Genomic DNA, 24844 nt, shown 5'->3' with positions numbered 1-24844 from the left:
GGGCGCCGCAGCCCCTAACGTCGCGTCCATGGCGCAGCGTCCTGGAAAGATCACTCTGTGGGAAATCGAGGTCTTCGTGGCGACCGCGGAAGAGGCGTCGCTCTCCGCCGCCGCCCGCCGTCTGGACACTTCGGCGGCGACCGTCTCGCAGCAGCTGACCAACCTCGAGCGCGACATCGGCGCGACCCTGCTCAACCGCTCCGAACGGCCGGTGACCCTGACGCCCGCGGGCGAGACCTTCCTGCGGCGCGCCAACGCGATCCTCAACGAGGCGGACCAGGCCCGCGCCGAGCTGGGTCTCTCGGGTCAAGGCGCCCTGACCCGGTTCCGCCTCGGGATGATCGAGGATTTCGACGCCGACGTGACCCCTAGCCTGCTGTCCGCCATGGCCGAAGAGCTGAGATCCTGCCAGTTCCTGCTCGAGACCGGGCCATCCCACCGGCTGTTCGATCAGCTCGACGCCCGGGCGCTCGATGTGGTCGTCGCCGCCGACATGGAGACGGGCGCGGAGGGGCACGAGGTTCAGCCGCTCCTGCAGGAGCCGTTCGTGATCGCGGCCCCGCGAAGCCTCGCGGCCGCAAGGCCCAGCCTCGCCGACCTGCGCACCCTGCCGCATATCCGCTACACCACGCGCCACTTGATGGGCCGCACGATCGCGGCGCATCTGGCCCGGCAGAACCTCAGTTTCCAGCAGCGGTTCGAACTCGACAGCTATCACGCGATCCTGGCCATGGTGGCCGAGGGCGCCGGCTGGACGATTCTGACGCCGCTCGGCTGGAAACATGCCGACCGGTTCCACGACCGGGTGCGGATCCTGCCGCTGCCGGGCCGCCCGCTCACGCGGACGATCTCGCTGACGTCCCGCCGCGACATCCTGGGCACCATGCCCGCGCAAATCGCCGAGCGTCTGCGCGGTCTGATCTCTGCCCAGATCGTCGCGCCGATGATCGCAGACGCGCCCTGGCTGGAAAAGACGCTCAAGCGGCTCTGACCTTCTTCTGGTCCCAAATATCCCGGGAGGGTGAATTGGCGTGAGCCAAGAGGGAGGGCAGCGCCCTCCCCGCGCCGGGGACCGCCGGGCCCGGCGTCGCTCAGGTCTTCCGGCGGGACGCAGCCATGGACAGGCCGAGCGAGACCAGGATGCAGCCGGAGAACAGGTAGAGGCCCCAGGCAACCTCGACCCGCCCCACGCCCACCCCCTCGGCGACGACGATATAGAGCGCGACAAGGAAGATGTCGGCCATGGCGAGCTTGCCGAGCCAACCCAGAACTGGCAGCGCCCGGTCGTCCAGAAGGCCGAATTGCACCAGCGCCAGGCCGATGGTCTTGAGATAAGGCGCGAACAGGGCGAAGACCGTCACCATCAGGGCCAGGAACACGTCCGAACGCCAGAGCGATTGCAAGCCCGAGATCACGCTGATCTCGGACAGACCGAAGAGCGGCAGCAAGCCCGCCCGCAAGAGCGGCGCGAACCAGGCCACCGGAAAAAGAACGATCAACGAAAGATTGGCGATCTTCAACGCATTGGCCACGGCGCTATCCCCAAATGCTGTAGCCCCAAAGGCCCAGAAGTCCGGCCAGCAGAACCACATGCGCAAGATCCAGCCCCCACCACCGCCGCCCGGGCAGCAGGGCAGAGGCGAGGAGCGCGGCCGAGGCGGCGAAATTCATCGCCAACCCGCCCCAAAGCCCGCGCCAGATGCCGGATATCCGGACAAAGAGGCCCTCGTAGATCCCCAGGACCTCGGGAAGGTATCGCGCGGCCAGGCCGAAGGCACAGAGTGCCAGCGCCGCCAGCGCGGCCCACCGGGCCGAGCGCCGCGCCGCCAGGGCCCGGACTAGGGCCAGCGGCAGCAGGGCCAGCAGAAATATCCCCTGCTTTACCGCGATGAAGGCAAGGATATAGGGATCAGGTTCAAGAAAACTCATGTCAGGTTGGACCTTTTGAACTGTCGCAACGTCATACTCCAATCCGGCGGGCCATGGCAGGCCGGGGATGCAAGGCCCGCGATGGGACGGCGCCGACCCCTCGCCGTGCGCCGGACCAATACGAAACGGTGCGCTTGGTGACCGGGCCGGGGCCTCCGGCGGGGATATTGCAAGGCAATGAAGACCGGTCCCCAGTTTCTTCTGGTTCGAAATATCCCGGGGGTGAACCGGCCCGCCGGGCCGGGAGGGGGCAGCGCCCCCTTTCGCCCCGTCACCGAAGCGTCTCGATCGGACCCTCGGCGCGGCCGTTGATGAACTGGTCGAGGTAGGGGTCGCCGGCCTGGTCGATCTCGGACACCGGGCCCGCCCATCGGATTTTTCCGTGGTGCAGCATCGCCACCCTGTCGGCAATCGCCCGGACCGAGGACATGTCGTGGGTGATCGTGACCGCGGTGGCCCCCATCTCGGTCACGATCTCGCGGATCAGGTCGTTGATGACCCCGGCCATGATCGGGTCGAGACCCGTGGTCGGTTCGTCGAAGAAGATGATCTCGGGGTCCGCCGCGATGGCGCGGGCCAGGCCCACCCGCTTCTGCATGCCGCCGGAGAGCTCGGCGGGCAGCCGTTCGGCCACCTCTGGTCCGAGCCCCACGCGGCGGAGTTTCGTCAGCGCGATCGCGCGGGCCTCAGCCTTGGGGCGCTTCTGCGCCCCGCGCAGCAGGCGAAAGGCCACGTTCTGCCAGACCGGGAGGCTGTCGAAGAGGGCCGACGCCTGGAACAGCATGCCGAACCTCGCGAGGAAGGCGTCGCGCGACACCCGGCTCACGTCCTGGCCGCCCACCTCGATCATGCCGGCTTCGGGCGTCATCAGGCCGAGGATGCATTTCAGCACGACCGATTTGCCCGTCCCCGAGCCGCCGATCACCACCATGCTTTCGCCCCGCGCGATCTCGAGGTCGATGCCCCGCAGCACGTGGTTGTCTCCGAACGACTTCTTGACCTGGGACAGGCGGATCATGCCGAGAAAAACACCTCTGTCAGGACGAAGTTCGCGGCCAGGATCAGCACTGCCGCCGCGACCACGCCGCTCTTTGTGGCGCGGCCCACGCCCATGGCGCCCCGAGCCGAGTTCAGCCCGTAGTAGCACCCGGCCAGCCCCGCCAGCGCCCCGAAGACCGCGCCCTTGGCCAGCGACGACAGGATGTCGAGCGCCTCGAGGAAATCGACGGTGTTCTGCAGGTAGCCCGCGGCGTTGAACCCCAGACGGTAGACTCCCACCACGTAGCCGCCGAAGATCCCGATCACGTCACCGATTCCGACGAGGACCGGTACGGTCAGGGTCGCGGCCAGGACCCGGGGCAGGGTCAGGTATTTCATCGGGTGGGTGGACAGGGTCACCAGCGCGTCGATCTGCTCGGTCACCTTCATCGTCGCGATTTCCGCCGCGATGGACGAGGTCACCCGCGCCGCGATCATCAGCCCGACCAGCACCGGCCCCAGTTCGCGCACCATGCCGATCGCCACGATCTGGGGCACCACCGCCTCGGCCGAGAACCGCGCCCCGCCGGAATAGATCTGGAGCGCCAGCGCCCCGCCGGTGAACAGCGCGGTCAGCCCCACGACCGGCAGCGATTGCCAGCCCACCGACATCACCGCATTGCCGAATTCGCGCGGATACCAGGGGGGCCGGAAAAGGTGGCTGAAGACTTCGAGCACGAACAGCGTCATCCGCCCGAGCGCGGCGATCAGCCCAAGCGTCAGCCGTCCGAGCCATGCCAGAGCGCGGATCATGGCCCGGTCGTCCGCCGGGCATAGCGGTGCCCGAGCTGGGTCAGAAGCTCGTACCCGATGGTGCCCGCGATATCGGCCAGGTCGTCGACGCCCTGGCGATGGTTGAGCAGCGACAGCGCCGTGGGCTCCTCCTCGCAGGCGGTCACGTCCACGGTCAGCAGATCCATCGAGACCCGGCCCCGCAGCGGGCAGGGCGTGTCGCCGTGCCACATGGTCACGCTGTCGGACAGGTGCCGCGTGATCCCGTCGGCATAGCCCGCAGCCACGGTGGCGATCCGGCAAGGCGCGGGCGCGGTCCAGGTGTTGCCATAGCCCACGGTCTCGCCGGCCTCGACATCGCGCACCTGGATCACCGGCAGGTCGAGATGCACCACCGGCCGGGCATCGGCGAAGGGTAGCCCGCCGTAAAGACCGATTCCCGGGCGGGTCATCTCGAAATGGAACTCCGGGCCCATCAGGATCCCGCCGGTGGCGGCCAGCGACCGGGGCACGCCGGTGCCATCGGTCATCCGGCGAAATTCGGCCAATTGCCGCGCATTCATCGGGTGGTCCGGGTCGTCGGCGCAGGCGAGGTGACTCATCAGCAGCACCGGGCGCTGCTCGATCGCGATTTCCGCGACGGCCGCCCATTCCGACATCTCCATGCCCAGCCGGTTCATCCCGCTGTCCAGCTGGATCCCGAAGGGATGGCCGGGCAGGGCCTCGAAATGGCGCAGCACCTGATCGAGGGAGTTCAGCATCGGCACCAGCCCGAGATCCGAGATCATCTCGGTATCGCCGGGCATGTGCCCTGAAAACACGCAGATATCCACGTTCGGCCCGGCCCCGTCGCGCACCGCCGAGCCCTCTTCCGCGACCGCCACGAAGAAGCGCCGGGCCCCCGCCCGCGCCAGCGTACGGGCCACGCGGTCCGCGCCCAGGCCATAGCCGTTCGCCTTGACCACGGCCGCCGTCTCGCAGGCGGTCTTGGCATCCAGCGCGGTCCAGTTCGCCGCAAGCGCACCAAGGTCGATCGTGAGGTGTCCACTGCCCATGAAAAGCCTTTTGACAGGGTGCGCGGCAGGGTCAAGGGACCTCGGCCCATCAGCAATTTGTTACCGACTTCGAAATTTTTCGCTCCGCGCGTGGGGGGAATCGGATATATTGAGGTCGCGGTCAGGGGTCACATCGTGCGAACGGTTGGCTCACAGGCCGCGCACCATCACACTCTGCTGGGGAGGAGAGATTGTGATTGACCGACAGAAAGCCCGTGGGCTTGCGGTGATGCTGTTCGACGAACAGACGGTTGCCTCCATCGATCTGGAAACCAAGCTCGAGGATCAGGGCCACAGGGTCCTGGCCATAGCAAGCCATGTGCCGCAGGCGATGGCGCGGCTGGACCATGCGTCCGACCGGATCGACGGCGTTTTCGTGGCGCCGGAACTGGTGGGGGAAAGCGTGCGCCCGGTGATCGGACGGCTGATGCGCATGGGTGTGCCCTATGTCCTGCTGTCCGACATGGACGAGCCGGAGGCCCGGCGCCTGGGGTTTCGGGGGCCGCGGCTGCCACGCCTCGCGCCGCCCTCGGCACTGGCCTCGGCCCTGCGAGAGTTGGGGCGCGTGGCGCCGGGCACCGCACGGCGCCTGTCGTCGGGCCCTGTCGGGCGCGACGGGGCCCGCCCGGATCGCGCCTGGGATGCGCTGGCGGAATTCTCCTGACCTCGCCCGCGGATCGCTGCCGTCAGGTGTCCGGCTCGGCGCCGTCGGCCGGGGTGACCAGCCCATAGCGCGACAGCTCTTCGGCCGTCAGCAGGTAGATCTCGTCCGGCGGGGTCACCAGCGCGGGCTGCATCAGCAACGGGTCTATCCCCATTTCCGCGAGATAGGCCATCACCTCGCCCTGGCCACGCTGGATGTCCTCCACCGCAAGAAAGGCCGGCAAGGCAATGTTCTCGCCGAAGAAATGCTGATGGACCCCGACCATGGCCCCCTCGGCGACCTGGCGCCGGACACCGGCGGCGAGCATGTAGGGGCAGGCCGAGAGGCAGATATCGGCCTGCGACATGCGCGTTTCTGCCTCCATCTCCCGCAAGCTCCGGCCGATGCTCAGCGCATCTCCGACAGACCCGCCGGGCGAGTTGAGAAAGACCAGCTCCGGCGCCGTGCGCCCGTCAAGATAGTCCGACAGACGCTCCGCATCCCCCGGCGCGATGGTCCCGGTGAGGGTCAGCGTCTCGCGCCCCTCCCAGGTCGCGGGCTCGAACAGCAGGCGCGAGGGCATGTCGGTCGTCACCGGCACGGGCCGCGATCCGGGCGGCGCATCCCGCGCGGGAAGCTCGGCGGGACGATAGCGCCGGGTCTGGTCGCCCGGGGCGAGCGGCGCCGTCAGCTCCGGCGCGGCCGAGGGCCAGACGATCTGCGGCAGCACCCGGATCAGTTCGGACCCGAGCAGCACCACCGCCAGCCCCACCTGCAGCCACAGGATCGCGCGAATCGCCCCGCGCGTCCCGGGGTGTGGGCGCAGGACGCTCATTCCGCGGGGCGGCCCGTGTCGACCGCGGCAATGGTCCGGCGCGGCGGCTCGTGGTCCTGCTCCATCGAGCGTTCCACGTCGCGCAGGGCCCGGACCGCCGAGCGGAGCTCTGCCAGTGTCATCAGATCTTCGGTCGCCGCGCCCTCGCGCCCGGACCGGATGGCCGATTGTGTTATCGCGACGATCAGCACCAGCACCGCCGGAAGCAGGTCGATGGCGATCGCCCCGGCCCAGGACGGCACGAAGTTCCCCGCATAGAGGATCACCGCGTCGGCGGTGGAGATCGGCGTATAGGTCGTGTCGGCGGGCGGGGGCAGGGCGGTCACCGCCTCGGCCGCCTGGCGCAGGGTGTCGGCGCGCTGGCCCAGCACGGTCAGCACCGAATTCATGGTGGCCGACTGGCCCTGCCGCGTCTCGGCGGTGGACCCGTCGAGTTCCGGCAGCACGACCGAGCGTTGCAGGTCGTTGGCCGCCCGGACCACCAGCGGCGCCACGGAAAGCTGCCGCAGGCGGGTGATGATGTTTGCCAGCCGCACCGCCTCCTCGGAAAACAGGACAGAGCGCGGATCGACCGCCCCCCGCTCGACCGTGAGCGCCCGCATCCGCGACAGGATCGCGTTGCCCTCCTCGAAGGCCTGGTCGACTAGGGGCTGCTGTCCGGCGATCTGCTCTTCCAGGGCGCGCAACTCGTCGGATTTCTGCCGCAGCAGCCGGAAGACGGCGCCTTCCCCGGCAAAGCCCGAAAGCTGCCCGGTGGCCTCCTGCTCGGACAGGTCCTCGAAGGATTGCCGGACGCGGGCGACATCCCGCTCCAGCCCCTGGGCCGACACGGCGATCGCATTGGCCTGCTCCAGGGCCGATTGGTACTCCTGCACGGTGGTGGCCATGTGCTGCTCGACCGCGGCCGCACCCGCGAGGGCCGCGGCGTTCAGCCAGGACGACATGGCGATGATCGCGCAACTGCCGAGGATCATGGACAGGAACAGCCCCATCCGCGCGGCGGCGGTCCGCACCGCGGGCAACAAGCGCATCAGATAGGACCAGAACACGAAGATCCCGACCGACACGGCCACCGAATAGGCCATGGCCGCGAAAAAGCTCAGCGCTCCGGTGTCGTCGAGCAGCGATGAGACCCCGAGGAAGGTGTAGATCCCTGACGCGACTGCCAGCACACCCAGCGCCGCGCCGGTAAAACTGTCGAGCCAGGTCAGATGCCCCTCGAGTTCGCGGGCATAGCGGACGCCGCGCGCCTCGCTGCGGCTCAGGTGTCCGTCGTCGTCCATTGTGGCCCGTCTCCCGATCAGATCGGCGGAAAGGATACGCGCAAGCGGCGCCCCAAGGCCAGTCACATTGGGGTTGGCTCCGCCGACCCGGCGCCGGAGCACCTAGATATCGACAGTGCCGGCGATCACCACATGGCTCCGTCCGCCAACCAGGACCCGCCCGGCGGGGTCTCGGCGCAGGTGGATGCGCCCGTCCCGGCCGATCCGGCCACCCTGTGCGACCACCGCCTCCGGGCCAAGCCGCCCCTGGTCGTCGAGCCACCGCGCGACCGCTGCGGCCAGAGAGCCGGTTACCGGGTCTTCCGACATGCCGGAGGAGGGCGAGAGCAACCGCTGCTCCCACGCCGCGCCGGCGCACGCGGCATGGGGCCCGACGACGGCAAGCGCCGGTACCTGCGCCCACGTGACCGCCCCCGCATCCAGCGCCAGCACGGCCCCGGCCGAGCGCAGTTCGAACAGTTGCCAGACCGGACCGTTCTCCAGCTCCACAGCGGCCAGGATATCCCCGGGCGCCAGGCCCAGAAGCTCCAGCGCGTGGTCCCGCAGAGCCGGCGCCATCGGCCGGATCGCCGTGGGCGGCGCGACGAAGGCGGGCAGGGCGCCGGTCTGGTCGATCTCAACCAGCCCGATCGCGCATTCCTGCACCACCCGGTCGTCGAGTTTCGGCCGCCCGCCCAGATGCTGCCAGGCCGCGCAGGAGCCAAGGGTCGGATGCCCGGCGAAGGGCATCTCGCGCTGCGGCGTGAAGATCCGCACGCGGTAATCGGCGGCCGGATCGTCGGGCGGCAGCAGGAAAGTTGTCTCCGCCAGGTTGGTCCAGGCCGCGAACGCCTGCATGTCCGCGTCGCTCAGCCCGGCGGCCTCCGCCACGACGGCCAGCCCGTTGCCCCGGCCCGCGCGCTCGGCAAAAACATCCATCTGCACGAAAGGACGTATCCCCATCTTCTCGCACTCCCCCGGTCTGTTGCCGGCGCCCCGGCTCCGGCTTCTTCTGGTTCCAAATATCCCGGGGGGAGTCTGCCCCGGCAGACGGGGGGCAGCGCCCCCCTTCCACGCCCGCCCGCAAACACCACGGCCGGCCCCGACGCGGGGGCCCGCCCTGCTCCGGTCGGCGCTCGGGTCCTAGAACGTGTCACCGCCCACAGTCTGCTGCCATGGCTTGACCAGGTTGCCGAACCGGGTGAATCGTCCCTCGAAGGACAGGTCCACCGACCCGATCGGCCCGTGACGCTGCTTGCCGATGATGACCTCGGCCTTGCCGTGCAGCCGCTCCATCTCGTCCTGCCAGCTGGCCATCTTCTCCATCTCGTGGTCGCCGGGCTTCTCGCGCTCCTTGTAGTATTCCTCGCGGAACACGAACATCACCACGTCCGCGTCCTGCTCGATCGAGCCCGATTCCCGCAGGTCACTCAACTGAGGCCGCTTGTCCTCGCGGCTTTCCACCTGGCGCGACAGCTGCGAGAGTGCGACGACCGGAATGTCCAGCTCCTTGGCGATGGCCTTCAGACCCTGGGTGATCTCCGAGACCTCGTTGACCCGGCTGTCCTTGGCGCTCGCCGGCCGCACCAGCTGCAGATAGTCCACGAACAGCGCATCCAGCCCGTAGGTCCGCTTCAGCCGCCGCGCCCGCGCGGCCAGCTGGCTGATCGGCAGGGCCGGCGTGTCGTCGATATAAAGCGGGCAGGCCTCCAGCGACTTCGCCGCGTCCACGAAACGTCGGAACTCGCCCTCGGTCATGTCCCCGCGCCGGATCTGCTCCGAGGGCACCTCCGAGGCCTCGCTCAGGATCCGCGCGGCAAGCTGCTCGGCTGACATCTCCAGCGAATAGAACCCCACCACCCCGCCATCGACCGCCCCCTCGCTGCCGTCGGTCAGGGTGCCTTTGCGATAGGCCTTGGCGATGTTGAACGCGATATTGGTCGCCAGCGAGGTCTTGCCCATCGAGGGTCGCCCGGCGAGGATCAGAAGGTCCGACTTGTGCAGCCCGCCCAGCTTGCGGTCCAGGTCCGTCAACCCGGTTGAGATCCCGGCAAGCCCGCCCTCGCGCTGATAGGCCGCGTTGGCCACGTTCACCGCGTCCGTCACCGCCCGCAGGAACGACTGGAACCCGCGCTCCGTCTGGCCCTGCTCGGCGAGCTTGTAGAGCTTCTGCTCGGCGTCCACGATCTGCTCGCGCGGCTCCGAATGCACCTCGACCCGGCCCGCCCTGTCGGCGATGTCCTGGCCCAGAGAGATCAGCTCCCGCCGAATCGCCAGGTCATAGATCATCTGGGCGTAGTCGCGCACCGCATAGGACGACACCGCGTAGCCGGCGAGCCGCACCAGGTAGGCCGGTCCGCCCAGCTCCTTGAGGCCCTCGTGCTCTTCCAGGAAGGCCTTCAGCGTGATCGGCGAGGCGAGCGCGTTCTTGGTGATCCGTGCCGCCGCGGTCTCATAGATCGCCCGGTGTACGGGGTCATAGAAATGCTCCGGCCCGATGATCGAGGCCACCCGGTCGAAAATGTCGTTGTTGGTCAGGATCGCGCCCAGAAGCTGCTGCTCGGCTTCCGTCGAATGCGGCAGATCTCCGGTCCCCGCCTCGGACGGCGCAGGTGCGCCGACCCTGAATGCCGTGATATCGTTCATCCCGAACCCCACTCGATTTCCTCGTGCCGGTCGTCATAGGCCGAACCCCGGACGCTGCGCAAATTGTATATCTCTGTGGATCGTCTGTGAAAGCTGTGTCCGGCCACAACAGCATGGGGCGCCATGCCGGCACAGGTCAACATCTTGACGGCAAATCGGCCGCGCAAGGCGCGGATCAGCCGGCCGGTGTCCACTCGCGCGGCGCCCGGAGGTATTCCTCCACCGTATCGAGCGTTTCGGCATCGAAACTGCCGCGGCTGCGGGCTTCGGCCAGCACGTCCCACCAGGTGCACAGGTGAATCAGCTGGACCCCGTGCTCGGCAAGCCGTGGCACGGTCTCGGGGAAGATATCGTAGTAGAAGATCACGGCCGTCGCCGCACAGCTCGCGCCGGTCTCGCGGATCGCTTCCACAAAGGACAGCTTGGAGCCGCCGTCGGTGGTCAGATCCTCCACCAGCAGCACCCGCTGCCCTTCGGACATCGCGCCTTCGATGCGCGCGTTGCGCCCGTATCCCTTCGGCTTCTTGCGCACATAGGTCATCGGCAGCGCCAGCCGCTCCGCCATCAGCGCGGCAAAGGGGATGCCCGCCGTCTCGCCGCCCGCGATATTGTCGAACGCCTCGAAGCCCGCCTCGCGCATCACCGTGACGGCCAGGAAATCCATCAGCGTCGCCCGGATCCGCGGAAACGAGATCAGCTTGCGGCAATCGATATAGGTCGGCGCCCGGTTGCCGCTGGCATGGGTGAACGGCTCCCGCGCATTGAAATGCACCGCACCGATCTCCAGCAGCATTCTGGCGCTCAGCCGCGCGATCTCCTGTTTGTCCAGAAATCCAGTGGGGATCATGTCAGACGCGCTCCATTCATCTTGGCAAGAAAACTCATGTCGGCCCCTCAGTCCCGGACGCGCCAGTGCAGCGGAAAGCCGGGGTCGAACACCGTGACCGGCCCCGCGCCGGTCTCGCGCACTCGGGTCCGGTCCAGCGGCGGCCCCTTGACCAGCGTGACCGTCTCGTCATTGGGCGGCAGCCGGTAGAAGCGCGGGCCGTTGAGCGAGACGAAATCCTCGAGCTTCTTCAGCGCACCGGCCACGTCAAAGACCTCGGCCAGGCAGCTCAGTGTCACCGGTGCGGAATAGACGCCGGCACAGCCGCAGGGCTGCAGCTTGGCCGAGTCCAGGTGGGGCGCGGAATCGGTCCCGAGGAAAAAGCGCCGGTCCCCCGAGACCGCCGCCTCGACCAGGGCGACCCGGTGCTTTTCGCGCTTGGCCACCGGCAGGCAGTAGTAATGCGGCCGGATTCCGCCCGCGAGCATCGCGTTGCGGTTGATGATCAGGTGGTGGGTGGTGATCGTCGCCGCCAGCCGCTTGGGCTGGTCGCGGACGTAATCGACCGCGTTCTGGGTCGTCACATGCTCCATCACGATGCGCAGGTCGGCCACCTGGCGCCGCAGCGGCTTGAGCACCTTGTCGATGAACACCGCCTCGCGGTCGAAGATGTCGACATCCGGATCCGTCACCTCGCCGTGGACACACAGCGGCATGCCGATCTCGGCCATCCGCTCCAGCACCGGGCGGACCTTGTCCATGTCGCGCACCCCCGAGGCGGAGTTCGTCGTCGCCCCCGCCGGGTAGAGCTTGACCGCCGTGGCGATGCCGTCCGCATGGGCGCGGGCCACGTCCTCGGGGTCGGTCTCCTCGGTCAGGTACAGCGTCATCAGCGGCGTGAACGCGGACCCCTCGGGGCGCGCGGCCAGGATCCGCTCGCGATAGGCCATGGCCTGCGCTCCCGTGACCACCGGCGGGACGAGGTTCGGCATGATGATCGCCCGGGCGAAATGCGCCGCGCTGTCGGACAGGACCCCGTGCAGCAGCGGGCCATCGCGCAGGTGCAGGTGCCAGTCGTCGGGACGGCGCAGGGTCAGGGTCTGGGTCATGCCCTTGGCTTACATCGCCGCGCGTCCATGCACCAGAGCCACGCCCCTTGCGCCGCGCCACGGACCGGACGATATTGATGGCACGCGTTTTTCTGGATCGGAGACACCCCATGCTCGGCTTCTTGATCGCCATTGTCGCCGGCTACCTGACACCGGCCGCCGAAGAGACCGCCGCGCGGCCGCTCGCGCGGTCCATGGCGGCGCATGTCAAGGTCGAGCCGGCCGAGATCAAGGCGCTGGCCTTCATGATAGTGATGCTGGCCGCCGCCCTGCTCAACGCGGCCTTCGACAGCGGAACACCCTTCGGGCTGATACTCGGCGGGGCGCTGGGCTATTTCGCGACCCGGATCATCGCGGCGATCCGCAAGGTGGTCGAAGGCCCCAAGACCTAGTGCCGACCCGGGGCCGCGCCCCGGACTGCGCCGGCCGTCACAAGGCTGCCTGCGAACATGGTGACCGTCGGCGTGCCTCCGGCGATGGGCCACCCGTCACTGGGCTGTCCGCCACCGGCCAATCGTCACTGGCCAATCGTCACTGGGCGGCGGTCCAGGCGGCTTCGCGGTCTTCCAGCGCGGCCAGGCGCTTGCGGAAATGCGGCCGGGGCGTCTTGGTGATCGCATGGCGGCAGACGCGCTTGGCCAGCTCCAGCCGCCCGGAATCCTCCAGCCGCGTCAGCAGGCTGCGCAGGTAGGGCGCGTGGGTCCGGCGGGCCCGCATCAGCGCCCAGAAACGCGCCTCGGTCAGGTCGCCGGCCATGGCGTGCCGCATCATCGGTGCCAGGATATCCATGCCGTGCAGGTTTCGGTCGAGGTTCCAGCCCAGCTGCGGGCAGGGCAGGCGGGTCACGTTGGGCTTGCGGAACAGGGCCGCATGCATCGCGTCCTCGTCCTCGGCCGGATCATAGAGCACATAGCCCGCGTCGGCGGCCTCCAGCATGTCCGGCGCATAGCCATAGCGATCCTCGAAGGACACGCGCCGATGCGCCCGGTAGCGCGGATCCCAGCCCGCCGTCCGCGCATCCAGCGTGGCCTGCGGCCGCAGCGCCACCACCCGCGACCCCGGCGCCGCCACGGAAAAGGCCGCGGCGGCATAGCCCGCCGAGCCCGCGCCATAGAACAGAACCCGTTCGAACTCTTCGAAGAACCCGCCATCGGTCATCCGGTCGAAGAAATCGTATACCGCGCTGTCGCGGTACCAGGTCTCGCCACGGCTGAGCAGCGTCAGCGTGGACCAGCCCTCGTCGCGGGCCATGATCCAGCCGCGCGGCGCATTGTCGGTGGCGACATCCTCGATCCGGCTGTCGACCTCGAAGGTCACCACCAGGCTGTCGCCGCCGACCACGCAGACCGCGTCGTGATATGGGCCCAGAGGCTCGTGAAAACCGCCATCGCGCCCGGCCGCGAAAAAAGCGTGGCGCCACGCGTCGCCCCCGAGGTCGCTGAGGTCGGTGTGAACACCGCTGCCCGGTTCAGCCATGGTCGGTACTCCCGTGTCGTGCCCTGCCGTCCGGCGCGGCCCCCTTTTTTGTGACCTTTCAGAAGAACGCTTGCAAGCCGGTCTGTGCACGGCCGAGGATCAGCGCGTGCACGTCGTGGGTGCCCTCGTAGGTGTTCACCGTCTCGAGGTTCAGCATGTGGCGCATCACCTGATATTCCTCGCTTATTCCGTTGCCGCCGTGCATGTCGCGGGCGGCGCGGGCCGCGTCCAGCGCCTTGCCGCAATTGTTCCGCTTCATGAGAGAGATTGTTTCCGGACTCGCCGTTCCCGCCTCCATCATCCGCCCCAGCGTCAGCGCCCCGCCGAGGCCGAGCGCGATCTCGGTCTGCATGTCGGCCAGTTTCTTCTGGAACAGCTGGGTCTGCGCCAGCGGCCGGCCGAATTGGTGCCGGTCGAGCCCGTATTGCCGGGCCGCGTGCCAGCAGAATTCCGCCGCGCCCATGACGCCCCAGGCAATCCCGTAGCGCGCCCGGTTCAGGCAGCCGAACGGCCCCTTGAGCCCCTCGACCCCGGGCAACAGCGCCTCTTCGCCGACCTCGACGCTGTCCATCACGATCTCGCCGGTGACCGAGGCCCGCAGCGACAGCTTGCCGTCGATCTTGGGTGCCGAGAGGCCGGTCATCCCCTTTTCGAGGATGAAGCCCCGGATCTTGCCGCCGTGGGCCTCGGACTTGGCCCAGACCACGAAGACATCCGCGATCGGCGCGTTCGAAATCCAGGTCTTGGACCCGGTCAGCCGGTAGCCATTGGCGGTCTTGACGGCGCGGGTCTTCATCCCCCCGGGATCAGAGCCGGCATCGGGCTCGGTCAGGCCGAAACAGCCGATCAGCTCGCCTGCGGCCAGCTTCGGCAGGTATCTCTGGCGCTGCTCCTCCGAGCCGTAGGCGTGGATCGGATACATCACCAGGCTCGACTGCACCGACATCATCGACCGATAGCCCGAATCGACCCGCTCGATCTCGCGCGCGACGAGGCCGTAGGTGACATAGCCCGCGCCAAGCCCGCCGTATTCCTCGGGGATCGTCAGGCCCAGAAGGCCCTCGGCCCCCATCTCGGCAAAGACCTCCGCAGCGACGGTCGCGTCCCGGTGGGCGGCGATGATGCGCGGTTGCAGTACCCGCTGGGCGAAGCCATGGGCCGCGTCGCGCAGCATCCGTTCTTCCTCGGTCAGCTGCGCCTCCAGCCCGAGCGGATCGGTCCAGTCGAAGGCGGACAGGCCGGGCCCGTGGCCGGCGGCGGAGGTCTGGGCGGGGGCGGTGTGATCGAGGGTCATGGCGCAAGCTCCTTTGGCACGATCCTACCGTGCGTCCGGACGTTTCGAAAGGCCGCGCGGCGGGCCCGATGTCACGTGCCGCAGAAGGTCCGAGGCACGCGTTCGGCCGCGCTGGGCGGCCGGGTGAAGCCCTCGGCGTCGGGCGGGGCCTTGAACGGGCGGGTCATGACCGCCAGCAGCCGCTCGAACGGGGCGAAATCGCCCGCGACCCCGGCCTGGATCGCGGCCTCGATCAGGTGCAGCCGAGGGATGACCTGCGGATTGTGCCGGGCCGCCAGCGCCGTGTCGGGGCCAAGCGCCTGCCAGCGGCGGGCCCAGGCATCGAAGCCTTCGCGATTGACGAACTCGTCCCGCGCCTCGGGCAGATTCCGGAAGACATTGGTGAAATCCGCGCCATCTTCGGCCATCAGGGCCAGCAGATCCTCGACGATCGCTGGATCCTCCAGCCCGGGCAGCCCGAGCTTGGCGGCGAACCGCGCTGTGCGGGCCGCCTCGAAGAGCGCCGGGAACCGGTTCACGATCTCGGTGAAGTCCTCGATGGCACGGTCGCGGTCCGCCATCAGCGGAATGAGCGCGGTCGCGAATTGCGCGATGTTCCAGACGCCGACGTGGGGCTGGTTGGAATAGGCATAGCGCCCGTATTGGTCGATCGAGGAGAACACCGTGTCGGGGTGATAGGCATCCATGAAGGCGCAGGGGCCATAGTCGATGGTCTCGCCCGAGACGGTCATGTTGTCGGTGTTCATCACCCCGTGGATGAAGCCGAAGGACATCCATTGCGCGATCAGCCGCGCCTGCCGCTCCATCACGGTTTCCAGCAGCTGCGGGATGCTCTCGATTTCAGGATAGTGCCGCGCGATCACGTGATCCACGAGGGCCTGCAGCGCGTCGGTGTCTCCGTGGGCGGCGAAGAACTGGAAGGTGCCCACGCGGATATGGCTCTGCGCCACGCGGGTCAGGATCGCGCCGGGCAGGGGCGCCTCGCGCAGGACCGTCTCTCCGGTGCTGACCGCGGCCAGCGCACGGGTCGTGGGCACGCCGAGCGCATGCATGGCCTCGCTCATGACGTATTCGCGCAGCACCGGGCCGAGCCAGGCGCGGCCGTCGCCCATCCGCGAATAGGGCGTGGGGCCGGAGCCCTTGAGCTGGATGTCGAACCGGCCGCATGTGCCCGCGACCTCGCCCAGCAGGATCGCGCGGCCGTCGCCAAGCTGCGGGTTCCAGTTGCCGAACTGGTGCCCGGCATAGACCTGGGCGAGGGGCGCCGCGCCTTGCGGGATCCGGTTGCCGGAAAAGAGCCCGGCCAGATCCTCGGCGTCGAGGCTGCCGGTCTCGATGCCCAGATCGGTGGCGAGCGTCTCGTTGAAGGCGATCAACTTGGGGCGCGGGACCGGCGTCGGGTCGATTGCGGTGAACAGACGCGCCGGCATCCGGGCGTAGCTGTTGTCGAAGGGGATTGCGATGCTCATGCCTCGAACTTAGGGCGTCCTGGCCCGCAACCCAAGGGTTCCGGCTGCCCGCGGGGCCGCGAAAGCCGCCTGTCCCCGAAATCCGGGGATCAGAGCGTCATGCCCATGAGGCCAAAGCGGTCGCGCAGGCGGAACCCGGCCTTCTCGAACAGGCGCTGGGTGGCGGGAGCGGAGCGGTCGACCTCCAGGTGCAGGGCGCGGACGTTGCCCTCGCGCAGCGCCTTGCCGACCGCGTGCAGCGCCTCGGACGCGATGCCCCGGCCGCGCACGGAGGGTCGGATGTAGATCTCGTCGAGGTAGGCATCCATGCCGCCCATCGCCAGCGACCACGAAAACGTCACCACCATGTAGCCCACCGGCGCCCGGGCGGGGCCGAAGATCCAGACCGCCCCCAGCGGTGAGCCTTCGAGCAACGGGGTCAGCGCCATCTCGCGATGCTCTTCGGTGGTGTCGAGGCCGTATTCCTCGTGGAACCGGGCCACGAGGGGCAGCACGCTGCCGGCATCTTCGGGAGAGCAGAGCCTGATCGCTGTCATGGGCCTCCGTGGGGGTCGCCGCGCCGCGCGGGACCGATCCGGTGTCAGAGCCGCGAAATGCGGTCGATGAGAAGGGAATAGAAGCGGTCCGCGTCGAGGTCGCCGAAGAACATGGCATTGGGCGCATGGTCGGTGACGCGCCACCAATCGGCGACGGTCATCCCAAGGGTCAGCTCCGACAGGGTCTCGATCTGGACGTTGATGTGCCGGCCCTCGAAAATGCCCGGCTCGATCAGGTAGGCGATGACGCAGGGGTCGTGCAGCGGCGCCCCGTTGGAGCCGTATTTCTCGACGTCGAAACGCTCGAAGAAATCGGCCCATGCGGCCACGTTGTTGCCCACCTTCGTGCCCATCGCGCGAAAGGCGTCGATGCGCGGCGCGGTGGTCAGCGCCTTGTGCGTGACGTCCAGCGGCATGACGGCCAGCGGTATTCCGGATCTGAAAACGATATCAGCGGCTTCGGGGTCGACGTAGATGTTGAACTCGGCTGCGGGGGTGATGTTGCCCACTTCGAAATAGGCCCCGCCCATGAGCACGATCTCCTGCACGCGCTCCACGATCTCGGGGGCCCGGGTGAAGGCGGTGGCAATATTCGTCAGCGGCCCGAGCGCACAGAGCGTCACCGTGCCGGAGGGGGCCTCGCGCAGGGTCTCGATGAGGAAATCGACCGCGTGGGCCTGTTGCAGCGGCATCGTCGGCACTGGCAGATCGGGGCCGTCGAGGCCGGTCTTGCCGTGGACATGCTCCGCCGTGACCAGCTTGCGCTTCATCGGCCGGTCGCAGCCGGCATAGACGGGCGTCCCGGGCTTGCCCGCCAGCTCGCAGACGATCCGCGCGTTGCGCTCGGTCAGCTCCAGGGGCACGTTGCCGGCCACCGCCGTAATACCCAGCACCTCCAGATCCTCGGGCGAGGCCAGCGCCATAAGGATGGCGACCGCGTCGTCCTGTCCGGGGTCGGTGTCGATGATGATCTTTCTTGGCATTCCGCGGCCTTCCTGACTCTTGGGCTCAACAAATCAGCTTGGGCCGACAGGGTCCAGATCACATCCGACTTGCCGCCACGACAGTTTTCCAGTCCGCGCCGCGTCCCAGCGCGGCGGCTTCCTATTCCGCGCCGCGTCCCAGCGCGGCGGCTTCCTATTCCGCGCCGCGTCCCAGCGCGGCAGCTTCCTATTCCGCGCCGCGTCCCAGCGCGGCGACGCCGGTCCGCGCGACCTCGACCAGGCCGAGCGGCTGCATCAACTCGGCGAAGGCGTCGATCTTCTCCGGCGTGCCGGTGATCTCGAAAACGAAGCTGCCGAGTGTCGAATCGACCACGTTGGCGCGAAAGATCTCGGCCAGGCGCAGGGCCTCGATACGGGCGTCACCCTTGCCCGCGACCTTGAACAGCGCCAGCTCGCGCTCGACCGCGCGGCCCTCGGCCGTCAGGTCGTGCACCTTGTGCACCGGCACGATCCGGCCAAGCTGCGCCTTGATCTGCTCGATCACCTGCGGCGTGCCGACTGTCACGATCGTGATGCGGCTGAGGTGGCCCAGGTGGTCAACCTCGGCCACGGTCAGGCTTTCGATATTGTAGCCCCGGCCCGAAAACAGGCCGATCACCCGGGCGAGGACGCCGGGCTCGTTCTCGACCAGGACGGCCAGCGTATGCCACTCCTCGACGTCGGAATAATTGGCGCGGAGGTTGTAGGCGGAATGGCTCGTGGAGCCTTTCTTGATCTTCAGCGGAGACATGGAGTCGACTTCTTCCTAACAGGGGAAAGGGGCGGCCGGGCCGGTGTCCGGCCGCCTTTTCATTGTATCGCGGCCGGTCAGACGAGCACGGAGCCCTTCTGGTCGATCGCGCCCTGGGTTTCGGACCCGCCCAGCAGCATCTCGTTATGCGCCTTGCCCGAGGGGATCATCGGGAAGCAGTTCTCGTGCTTCTCGACCAGGCAGTCGAAGATCACCGGCCCGTCATGGTTGATCATCTCCATGATCGCGTCGTCCAGGTCGTCGGCATCCGAACACAGGATGCCCTTGGCCCCGAAGGCTTCGGCGAGCTTGACGAAATCGGGCAGGGCCTCGGACCAGCTCTGGGAATAGCGTTCGCCGTGCAGCAGTTCCTGCCACTGGCGCACCATGCCGAGCCGCTCGTTGTTGAGGATGAACTGCTTGACCGGCAGGCGGTATTGCACGGCCGTGCCCATCTCCTGCATGTTCATCAGCCACGACGCCTCGCCCGCCACGTTGATGACCAGCGCGTCGGGATGGGCCATCTGCACGCCGATCGACGCGGGGTGGCCATAGCCCATTGTCCCCAGCCCGCCGGAGGTCATCCAGCGGTTGGGCGATTCGAAGCCGATGTACTGGGCCGCCCACATCTGATGCTGCCCGACCTCGGTGCAGATGTAGCGGTCGCGGTCCTTGGTCAGCGCCTCGAGCCGCTCGACCGCGTACTGCGGTTTGATGACCTTGCCTTCCTGCTTGTAGGACAGGCAATTGATCGCCCGCCAGCCGTCGATCTTCTGCCACCAGGACGCGAGGCCCTCGCGGTGGGTCTTGCGGCCCCGCGATTTCCAGACGTTCAGCATGTCCTCGAGCACATGGGCCACGTCGCCGACGATCGGCATGTCCACGCGGATGACCTTGTTGATCGAGGACGGGTCGATGTCGATATGGGCCTTGCGCGAGTCGGGCGAGAAGGCGTCGATGCGGCCGGTGATCCGGTCGTCGAACCGCGCCCCGATGTTGATCATCAGGTCGCAGTCATGCATCGCCATGTTGGCCTGGTAGAGGCCGTGCATCCCCAGCATCCCAAGCCACTTTTCGCCCGACGCGGGGTAGGCGCCCAGACCCATCAGGGTCGAGGTGATCGGAAAGCCCGTGGCCTCCACCAGTTCGCGCAGCAGCTGGCTTGCCGCCGGGCCGGAGTTGATGACCCCGCCGCCGGTGTAGAACACCGGGCGTTTGGCGGTCTCCATCGCGGCGACCAGTTCGGTAATCGTGTCGATATTGCCCTTGAGCTGCGGCGCGTAATGGCTGCGCGGGCCCTTGAGCGGGCCGGTATAGGCACCGGTGGCGAATTGCACGTCCTTGGGAATGTCGACCAGGACCGGGCCGGGACGGCCGGACTTGGCGACGTGGAACGCCTCGTGGATCGTGCCGGACAGCCGGTCGGTGTCTTTCACCAGCCAGTTGTGCTTGGTGCAGGCCCGGGTGATGCCGACGGTGTCGGCCTCCTGGAAGGCGTCCGAGCCGATCATGAAGGTCGGCACCTGGCCGGTCAGAACGATGATCGGGATCGAATCGAGCAGCGCGTCCGTCAGCCCCGTGACCGCGTTGGTCGCCCCCGGTCCGGAGGTCACCAGCGCGACCCCCGGTTTGCCGGTCGAGCGGGCATAGCCCTCGGCCGCGTGGACGGCGCCCTGTTCGTGCCGAACAAGGATGTGGCGGATGTCGTTCTGCTGAAAGATCTCGTCATAGATCGGTAGCACGGCGCCGCCGGGATAGCCGAATACAACGTCCACGCCCTGATCCCTCAGGGCCTGAACCACCATCTTCGCTCCGGTCATCTGACGCGTCATCTTTGTCTCCGTTGTCTCACGTATCTTACGTGTTTCACGCCGTCTTGTTGTCCGCGCCTGTCGCGCGGTCCTGCTGTTGCGCACAAAAAAGCCCCCGAGGGTGTCGGGGGCGCATGGGGACCGTTCAGGGTGTCCGGCTTACCGGCCCATGCGCTTCGATCCTACGAGTACCAGAATACGGGACATGCCTTGGCTCCTTCGTGCAGATCGGCTTATGCAACCTCGCCCCGGCAAGGTCAACCAGCCTTGCGGAGAAAATGTCGCCGGGCCGTCCTTTTTCGTAACTATCTTTCACGATCCAACTCTCAGGGCGGCTCGCACGGCCGAGTCGGCGCCCTCCGCCCGACGGTGCGCAGGCGGCGGGTTCGCCCTGCGCGTGTGCCCGGCTGCGGATTTCGGAAACAATCCATGGGCTTCCCCCGGGAATGTCACCGGCATCAGGGCGATTGCGAAGATTTGTTCGGCTCTTGCCACAAATTCGACAATAACTGTCCGGGTGAGGGCGCTCCTGTGGAGGGCGGCGCCGTGGTATTTCCAAATGGGGGAAGAACATGCTGCCTGCTGCTATCCAGGCCATCCTGGACGATCTACTCGAGGCATTCGCCGGCGCCGCGCCGGTCACCGCTCAGATGAACAACGGAACATGGCTCGTGGCCTCGTTCGGCGAGAACGACGGCATCGCCGGCCCGGTGAACGTCGGATTCTTCGGCGACGACGGGACCGAGTACGAGCCGCAGGCCGAACTGGCCGCCACGGCGCTCGTCTCGGGCGGGCTCGACGCCGCCGCCACGTCGAACGGCGGCGTGGTCTTCTACGAGACGGAGGACGGCGAGATGGCCGCGACCTTCGGCTCTGCCCAGAAGGACGACATCGCCACCGGCGAAGAGGCCGATTACATCGAGGCCTTCGACGGGTTCGACACGATTTCCACCGGCGACGGGGACGACCGGATCCTGGCCGGCGCGGGCGATGACGAGATCTATGGCGGCGATGGCGACGACGAGATCGACGCGGGGCGCGGCAGCGACAAGGTCGATGCGGGGGCGGGCAACGACGAGGTGCACGGCGGTTTCGGCCATGACAGCATCTTCGCCGGCGAGGGCGACGACACCGTCTATGGCGGCGAGAACGACGACGAGATCCGGGGCGCCGGCGGCGATGACTTCCTGGACGGGGGCGCGCGCAAGGACGTGATCTCGGGTGGCGACGGCAACGACGTCATCCTGGGCGGTCAGGGACGCGACGATCTGTCGGGCAACGCGGGCGAAGACGAGATCTATGGCGGCGGGTTCAGCGACGTGATCAAGGGCGGGGCCGGCAACGATTATGTCTTCGGCGGCGAACGCGGCGACGAGCTTTTCGGCCAGGACGGGGACGACATCGTCTATGGCGGCGCGGGGGCCGACATGCTGACCGGCGGCGAGGGCAACGACCTGCTCGACGGCGGCAGCGGCGATGACGAGATCGGCGCGGGCGACGGCGACGACACCGTCTATGGCGGCGACGGCAGCGATTTCGTGCGGGGCGACACCGGGAACGACTACATCGACACCTCCGGCAACGTGCAGTCCGGCTTCGGGGTGGTGCCAGATATCTCGGGCACCCCGAACCTGCCCTATGAGGGGCTGTTCGAGGGCGATGACGACCGCCGGGACGACGAGGACGAGGTCGCGGCCGGCGCGGGCAACGACACGGTCTTTACCGGCGACGACAACGACAGCGTCGCGGGCGGAACCGGCGACGATTACATCGACGGCGGCTTCGACGACGACGTGATCAGCGGCAACGCGGGCAATGACACGATCATCGGCGGCGAGGGGTCGGACGATCTCAAGGGGGGATCGGGTGACGACATCATGTACGGCGGCCTCTCGCCGGATCTGCCCGACGCGCTGAACGTGCCCGACGACGCGGGCGACAAGCAGCTGTCCAACGGCGATGACGTGATGCGCGGCAATGCGGGCAACGACATCATCTACGGCGAGGATGACAATGACGAGATCTACGGCGGCTCGGGCGACGATTTCATCGACGGCGGGATTGACGACGACCAGCTCGAAGGGGATGGGGGCAATGACGTGTTCGCTTTCGGCGCCGACGGCGGGACGGATACCGTGACCGATTTCGGCAACGGTGAAGACAGCATCCAGATCGAGGGGATCGACGGGGTCGACAGCTTCGACGACCTCTTCCTGAGCCAGGAGGACAGCGTCGCTGTGATCCAGGCGGGCGAAGTCACGATCCGGCTGGAAAACACTGATATCGAGGATCTCGAGGACGCGGATTTCTCGATCTTCTAGGATCCATTGCCGAGACCTTGGAAAGGGGTCCGGGCGATGTCCGGGCCCCTTTTCGCATCTGACGACCGGCCGCGCGGCGCGGAGTCGGCATGATGATGGCTCCAAGTCCGGCATCTTTGCCGCTTATGCTGCGGTCGAAGGCGGCCGCGTCGGCATCCTTCGGCGGACCCCGCCCGCGGAGCTTGATCGCCCGAGCCCTGCGCTGTTGCCCCTTTCGGCCCGCAACGGGTGAGAGGAGGCCGGCAGGATCGCTGATGATATGTGCGACATTCATCAAGTGGGAGAGGGACGTCATGGCAAGGCGCACCGCTGTTTGTCCCTTGTCGAGGGGGTGCGCGTCGGGCTGACTGCGCCCGATCCGGGGGTGTGCCGTCGGCCTGGCGCGGCACCGGCCCAAGCGGCTCTCGGGCCATGAGGCGAGAGCTTTCGATCCAGCCTGTGTCGGGGCGGTTCGGGATGCGAGGAGGCCAGAACTGACGGACGTCGGTCGCACCGTCGTTTTCTGCATGCTGGATCGGGGCGCTGAGGTCGGCCCTAGCAAGAGGCGCGGGTGGCGTTGTCGGGCAAGCCGGTAAGGCGCCGGGAGCGGTGGACGACGCTGTTTGCCCCTCCCCTGCGGGACGGGCAAAGGCGCCCCGCCCACCGTCCCATGGTTGGGGGCGCAATCTCAGGCGGCAGATTGCGCCACGGCCGTCCCGAGCCGGGACAGGCCGGTCTTCAGCGCTTCGAGACAGAGCGGGTCGAAGGCGCTGCGGGCGTTCCGGCCCATGATCTCGTGCACGGTGTCGAGGGGCAGGGCGGCGCGGTAGGGACGTGCGGCCGAGAGCGCGTCGAACACGTCCGCCACGGTGAGGATGCGCACCTCCAGGCACAGCGACGCGGCGTCCAGCCCCAGCGGATACCCCGCGCCATCAAGCCGTTCGTGGTGGGCGCCGGCAACGGGGGCGATGTCACGGAAGGCCGCAATGCGCTCGAGGATGGCGCGGCTGTGGGTCGGGTGGCTGCGGATGACTTGCCATTCCTCGGCATCGGGTTTGTCGGACTTGTCGAGGATCTGGTTGCTGACCGCCAGCTTGCCCACATCGTGCAGCAGGGCCGCCCGGCGCAGCCATCGCCTGTGATCCGACTCCAGGCCAAGCTCTTCGGCGATCATGTCGGCATAGAACATCACGCGCTTGGAATGGTCGGCGGTGAAGGGAGACTTTGCATCGACCACATCGGCGAAGGCCTCGGCGATGTCGTCGAGATAATCCTCGTCCACCGGGGTGCCGTCCCGGCGGGGGTCGAGCGCGAAGACCCTTGTTTCAAGCTCGGGATCGCGCAGTGCCTGCCAGAACCCGGGATTGCGGGAGACCTTCCACAGGGTCGCCACCAGCTGCGGGTCGAACCAGCTGCCCGCCCGGCGCGTGGCCTCGGCCATGGCCGCGTCGGGACCACCTTCGGTGTGGAAGACATCCACGACCTGCGCAAGCAGGGCGATGTTGGCGATGCGCGGAATCTCGTTGCCCGAAATCCTGCACGGCTGACCGCGCCCGTTCCAGTGCTCGTCAAGGTTGCGGATCGCGTCCTGCACGCCGGCCGGAAACCGCATCCGGGCGGCGATGTCGGCGCCGCGGTGGCACCGGGTCTCGAACAACTCGCGGCTTATCTTGCTGCCCTGGCGCAGGGCGTTGACGGTGGCGCGCAGACGCTCCGACAGGCCCGCGCCGGCCCCTGTGCGGGTGATCACGAAGCGCAGCACGGACATGAGGCTGTCGTCGAGCACCTTGAAGTCGTGTTTGAACCGGAGGTCGTCGGTCAGGTAGAGCGCACAGATCCGGGCGGCATTGCTGCTGCACCCCAGATCCTTGAGCAGGAGCGCATAGTAGAGATCGTCATAGGCCTGCGACGACATCCCCAATGCGCGGCCGATCCGGGTGCCGATCCAGCAGCAGCGCACGGAATGCCCCGGTGGCTGGCCCTCGGTCATGTCGAGTGCGAAACTCAGCGAGCCGATCAGTTCGCCAAGGGCAAGGCGCGGCGGATCACTGACGCGCCGGACGTCAAAAAGGCTCCGTCGGTCGTGCAGGGCTGAAGTGGGCTCACATGTCATGGCCCAGTCCTAGCGCAGAAAACTTACCGGAGTATT

Annotated in this window: 23 protein-coding genes; 4 read left to right on the top strand and 19 right to left on the bottom strand. The window is 67.8% G+C overall.

Going from position 1 to position 24844, the window contains the following annotated elements; all coding sequences use genetic code 11:
* Nucleotides 1-28 precede the first annotated feature (28 nt).
* Entirely contained in the window at nucleotides 29-991 is a 963-nt protein-coding gene (locus ROA7023_RS02290; protein WP_085877366.1) for a LysR family transcriptional regulator, read from the top strand.
* Nucleotides 992-1091: 100 nt separating this feature from the next.
* Here ROA7023_RS02290 and ROA7023_RS02285 read toward each other — a convergent pair whose 3' ends face one another.
* From ROA7023_RS02285 to alr, 5 genes are all read right to left on the bottom strand, one after another.
* The gene (locus tag ROA7023_RS02285) at nucleotides 1092-1532 is read right to left on the bottom strand and encodes a paraquat-inducible protein A (RefSeq protein ID WP_234991974.1); all 441 of its coding nucleotides are present in this window, start codon (nucleotides 1530-1532) and stop codon (nucleotides 1092-1094) included.
* A gap of 4 nt (nucleotides 1533-1536) precedes the next feature.
* Complete coding sequence (locus ROA7023_RS02280; RefSeq protein ID WP_085877364.1) at nucleotides 1537-1929, bottom strand: hypothetical protein; 393 nt, start codon at nucleotides 1927-1929, stop codon at nucleotides 1537-1539.
* A 271-nt stretch (nucleotides 1930-2200) separates the two neighbouring features.
* Nucleotides 2201-2947 carry an ABC transporter ATP-binding protein gene (locus ROA7023_RS02275; RefSeq protein WP_085877363.1) on the bottom strand — a complete coding sequence of 249 codons (747 nt, stop codon included), beginning with the start codon at nucleotides 2945-2947 and terminating at the stop codon, nucleotides 2201-2203.
* A complete protein-coding gene (locus ROA7023_RS02270; protein WP_085877362.1) occupies nucleotides 2944-3720 on the bottom strand; it encodes an MlaE family ABC transporter permease in 777 nt (258 codons plus the stop codon). The genes ROA7023_RS02275 and ROA7023_RS02270 overlap by 4 nt, the downstream gene beginning before the upstream one ends.
* On the bottom strand, nucleotides 3717-4754 hold the full coding sequence (gene alr / locus ROA7023_RS02265) for an alanine racemase (RefSeq protein WP_085877361.1): 1038 nt from the start codon (nucleotides 4752-4754) through the stop codon (nucleotides 3717-3719). Before alr ends, ROA7023_RS02270 begins: the two co-directional genes overlap by 4 nt.
* Before the next feature lie 193 nt (nucleotides 4755-4947).
* Here alr and ROA7023_RS02260 point away from each other — a divergent pair, with 193 nt between their 5' ends.
* The gene (locus tag ROA7023_RS02260) at nucleotides 4948-5418 is read left to right on the top strand and encodes a response regulator (RefSeq protein WP_143535412.1); all 471 of its coding nucleotides are present in this window, start codon (nucleotides 4948-4950) and stop codon (nucleotides 5416-5418) included.
* Between the two features lie 22 nt (nucleotides 5419-5440).
* Here ROA7023_RS02260 and ROA7023_RS02255 read toward each other — a convergent pair whose 3' ends face one another.
* The 6 genes from ROA7023_RS02255 to pyrC form a co-directional block, all read right to left on the bottom strand.
* Complete coding sequence (locus tag ROA7023_RS02255; RefSeq protein ID WP_085877359.1) at nucleotides 5441-6232, bottom strand: COG3904 family protein; 792 nt, start codon at nucleotides 6230-6232, stop codon at nucleotides 5441-5443.
* Nucleotides 6229-7515: a hypothetical protein gene (locus ROA7023_RS02250; RefSeq protein WP_085877358.1), complete on the bottom strand. Its 1287-nt coding sequence runs from the start codon at nucleotides 7513-7515 to the stop codon at nucleotides 6229-6231. The genes ROA7023_RS02255 and ROA7023_RS02250 overlap by 4 nt, the downstream gene beginning before the upstream one ends.
* A gap of 102 nt (nucleotides 7516-7617) precedes the next feature.
* Complete coding sequence (locus ROA7023_RS02245; RefSeq protein WP_200812444.1) at nucleotides 7618-8457, bottom strand: PhzF family phenazine biosynthesis protein; 840 nt, start codon at nucleotides 8455-8457, stop codon at nucleotides 7618-7620.
* Between the two features lie 180 nt (nucleotides 8458-8637).
* Nucleotides 8638-10140 (bottom strand): replicative DNA helicase, encoded by a 1503-nt coding sequence (locus ROA7023_RS02240; protein WP_085877356.1) that lies wholly within the window; start codon nucleotides 10138-10140, stop codon nucleotides 8638-8640.
* Nucleotides 10141-10315: 175 nt separating this feature from the next.
* Nucleotides 10316-10987: an orotate phosphoribosyltransferase gene (locus ROA7023_RS02230; RefSeq protein WP_085877354.1), complete on the bottom strand. Its 672-nt coding sequence runs from the start codon at nucleotides 10985-10987 to the stop codon at nucleotides 10316-10318.
* Between the two features lie 47 nt (nucleotides 10988-11034).
* Nucleotides 11035-12075 carry a dihydroorotase gene (pyrC, locus tag ROA7023_RS02225; protein ID WP_085877353.1) on the bottom strand — a complete coding sequence of 347 codons (1041 nt, stop codon included), beginning with the start codon at nucleotides 12073-12075 and terminating at the stop codon, nucleotides 11035-11037.
* 110 nt (nucleotides 12076-12185) lie between these two features.
* On the opposite strand from pyrC, the gene ROA7023_RS02220 reads away from it, so the two are divergent.
* Entirely contained in the window at nucleotides 12186-12467 is a 282-nt protein-coding gene (locus ROA7023_RS02220) for a hypothetical protein (protein ID WP_085877352.1), read from the top strand.
* A 139-nt stretch (nucleotides 12468-12606) separates the two neighbouring features.
* Here ROA7023_RS02220 and ROA7023_RS02215 read toward each other — a convergent pair whose 3' ends face one another.
* The 7 genes from ROA7023_RS02215 to ROA7023_RS02185 all read right to left on the bottom strand — a co-directional run bounded on the left by ROA7023_RS02215 (nucleotide 12607) and on the right by ROA7023_RS02185 (nucleotide 20416).
* A complete protein-coding gene (locus ROA7023_RS02215) occupies nucleotides 12607-13551 on the bottom strand; it encodes a hypothetical protein (RefSeq protein ID WP_085877351.1) in 945 nt (314 codons plus the stop codon).
* Nucleotides 13552-13609: 58 nt separating this feature from the next.
* Nucleotides 13610-14845, bottom strand: coding sequence for an acyl-CoA dehydrogenase (locus ROA7023_RS02210; RefSeq protein ID WP_085877350.1), 1236 nt, complete (start codon nucleotides 14843-14845; stop codon nucleotides 13610-13612).
* 71 nt (nucleotides 14846-14916) lie between these two features.
* Nucleotides 14917-16314: a protein adenylyltransferase SelO gene (locus ROA7023_RS02205; protein ID WP_085877349.1), complete on the bottom strand. Its 1398-nt coding sequence runs from the start codon at nucleotides 16312-16314 to the stop codon at nucleotides 14917-14919.
* 89 nt (nucleotides 16315-16403) lie between these two features.
* Nucleotides 16404-16850 (bottom strand): GNAT family N-acetyltransferase, encoded by a 447-nt coding sequence (locus ROA7023_RS02200; RefSeq protein WP_085877348.1) that lies wholly within the window; start codon nucleotides 16848-16850, stop codon nucleotides 16404-16406.
* 44 nt (nucleotides 16851-16894) lie between these two features.
* Entirely contained in the window at nucleotides 16895-17833 is a 939-nt protein-coding gene (locus ROA7023_RS02195) for a nucleoside hydrolase (protein WP_085877347.1), read from the bottom strand.
* Between the two features lie 187 nt (nucleotides 17834-18020).
* On the bottom strand, nucleotides 18021-18584 hold the full coding sequence (ilvN, locus tag ROA7023_RS02190) for an acetolactate synthase small subunit (protein WP_085877346.1): 564 nt from the start codon (nucleotides 18582-18584) through the stop codon (nucleotides 18021-18023).
* Between the two features lie 77 nt (nucleotides 18585-18661).
* A complete protein-coding gene (locus tag ROA7023_RS02185; protein WP_085877345.1) occupies nucleotides 18662-20416 on the bottom strand; it encodes an acetolactate synthase 3 large subunit in 1755 nt (584 codons plus the stop codon).
* Nucleotides 20417-20967: 551 nt separating this feature from the next.
* On the opposite strand from ROA7023_RS02185, the gene ROA7023_RS02180 reads away from it, so the two are divergent.
* Complete coding sequence (locus ROA7023_RS02180; RefSeq protein WP_085877344.1) at nucleotides 20968-22716, top strand: calcium-binding protein; 1749 nt, start codon at nucleotides 20968-20970, stop codon at nucleotides 22714-22716.
* Nucleotides 22717-23383: 667 nt separating this feature from the next.
* Here the strand turns inward: ROA7023_RS02180 and ROA7023_RS02175 are convergent.
* Entirely contained in the window at nucleotides 23384-24808 is a 1425-nt protein-coding gene (locus ROA7023_RS02175) for an HD-GYP domain-containing protein (RefSeq protein WP_085877343.1), read from the bottom strand.
* Nucleotides 24809-24844 lie beyond the last annotated feature (36 nt).

This window comes from Roseisalinus antarcticus (assembly GCF_900172355.1).
GTDB classification, from domain to species: Bacteria; Pseudomonadota; Alphaproteobacteria; order Rhodobacterales; family Rhodobacteraceae; genus Oceanicola; species Oceanicola antarcticus_A.
This window is presented reverse-complemented; position numbering and strand designations above follow the sequence as displayed.

Bases quoted from the DNA above. Each gene is read 5' to 3' on its own strand.
- ROA7023_RS02290 (WP_085877366.1), top strand. From the start codon at position 29: ATGGCGCAGCGTCCTGGAAAGATCACTCTGTGGGAAATCGAGGTCTTC.
- ROA7023_RS02280 (WP_085877364.1), bottom strand. From the start codon at position 1,929: ATGAGTTTTCTTGAACCTGATCCCTATATCCTTGCCTTCATCGCGGTA.
- ROA7023_RS02275 (WP_085877363.1), bottom strand. From the start codon at position 2,947: ATGATCCGCCTGTCCCAGGTCAAGAAGTCGTTCGGAGACAACCACGTG.
- ROA7023_RS02270 (WP_085877362.1), bottom strand. From the start codon at position 3,720: ATGATCCGCGCTCTGGCATGGCTCGGACGGCTGACGCTTGGGCTGATC.
- alr (WP_085877361.1), bottom strand. From the start codon at position 4,754: ATGGGCAGTGGACACCTCACGATCGACCTTGGTGCGCTTGCGGCGAAC.
- ROA7023_RS02255 (WP_085877359.1), bottom strand. From the start codon at position 6,232: ATGAGCGTCCTGCGCCCACACCCCGGGACGCGCGGGGCGATTCGCGCG.
- ROA7023_RS02250 (WP_085877358.1), bottom strand. From the start codon at position 7,515: ATGGACGACGACGGACACCTGAGCCGCAGCGAGGCGCGCGGCGTCCGC.
- ROA7023_RS02245 (WP_200812444.1), bottom strand. From the start codon at position 8,457: ATGGGGATACGTCCTTTCGTGCAGATGGATGTTTTTGCCGAGCGCGCG.
- ROA7023_RS02240 (WP_085877356.1), bottom strand. From the start codon at position 10,140: ATGAACGATATCACGGCATTCAGGGTCGGCGCACCTGCGCCGTCCGAG.
- ROA7023_RS02230 (WP_085877354.1), bottom strand. From the start codon at position 10,987: ATGATCCCCACTGGATTTCTGGACAAACAGGAGATCGCGCGGCTGAGC.
- pyrC (WP_085877353.1), bottom strand. From the start codon at position 12,075: ATGACCCAGACCCTGACCCTGCGCCGTCCCGACGACTGGCACCTGCAC.
- ROA7023_RS02220 (WP_085877352.1), top strand. From the start codon at position 12,186: ATGCTCGGCTTCTTGATCGCCATTGTCGCCGGCTACCTGACACCGGCC.
- ROA7023_RS02215 (WP_085877351.1), bottom strand. From the start codon at position 13,551: ATGGCTGAACCGGGCAGCGGTGTTCACACCGACCTCAGCGACCTCGGG.
- ROA7023_RS02210 (WP_085877350.1), bottom strand. From the start codon at position 14,845: ATGACCCTCGATCACACCGCCCCCGCCCAGACCTCCGCCGCCGGCCAC.
- ROA7023_RS02205 (WP_085877349.1), bottom strand. From the start codon at position 16,314: ATGAGCATCGCAATCCCCTTCGACAACAGCTACGCCCGGATGCCGGCG.
- ROA7023_RS02200 (WP_085877348.1), bottom strand. From the start codon at position 16,850: ATGACAGCGATCAGGCTCTGCTCTCCCGAAGATGCCGGCAGCGTGCTG.
- ROA7023_RS02195 (WP_085877347.1), bottom strand. From the start codon at position 17,833: ATGCCAAGAAAGATCATCATCGACACCGACCCCGGACAGGACGACGCG.
- ilvN (WP_085877346.1), bottom strand. From the start codon at position 18,584: ATGTCTCCGCTGAAGATCAAGAAAGGCTCCACGAGCCATTCCGCCTAC.
- ROA7023_RS02185 (WP_085877345.1), bottom strand. From the start codon at position 20,416: ATGACGCGTCAGATGACCGGAGCGAAGATGGTGGTTCAGGCCCTGAGG.
- ROA7023_RS02180 (WP_085877344.1), top strand. From the start codon at position 20,968: ATGCTGCCTGCTGCTATCCAGGCCATCCTGGACGATCTACTCGAGGCA.
- ROA7023_RS02175 (WP_085877343.1), bottom strand. From the start codon at position 24,808: ATGACATGTGAGCCCACTTCAGCCCTGCACGACCGACGGAGCCTTTTT.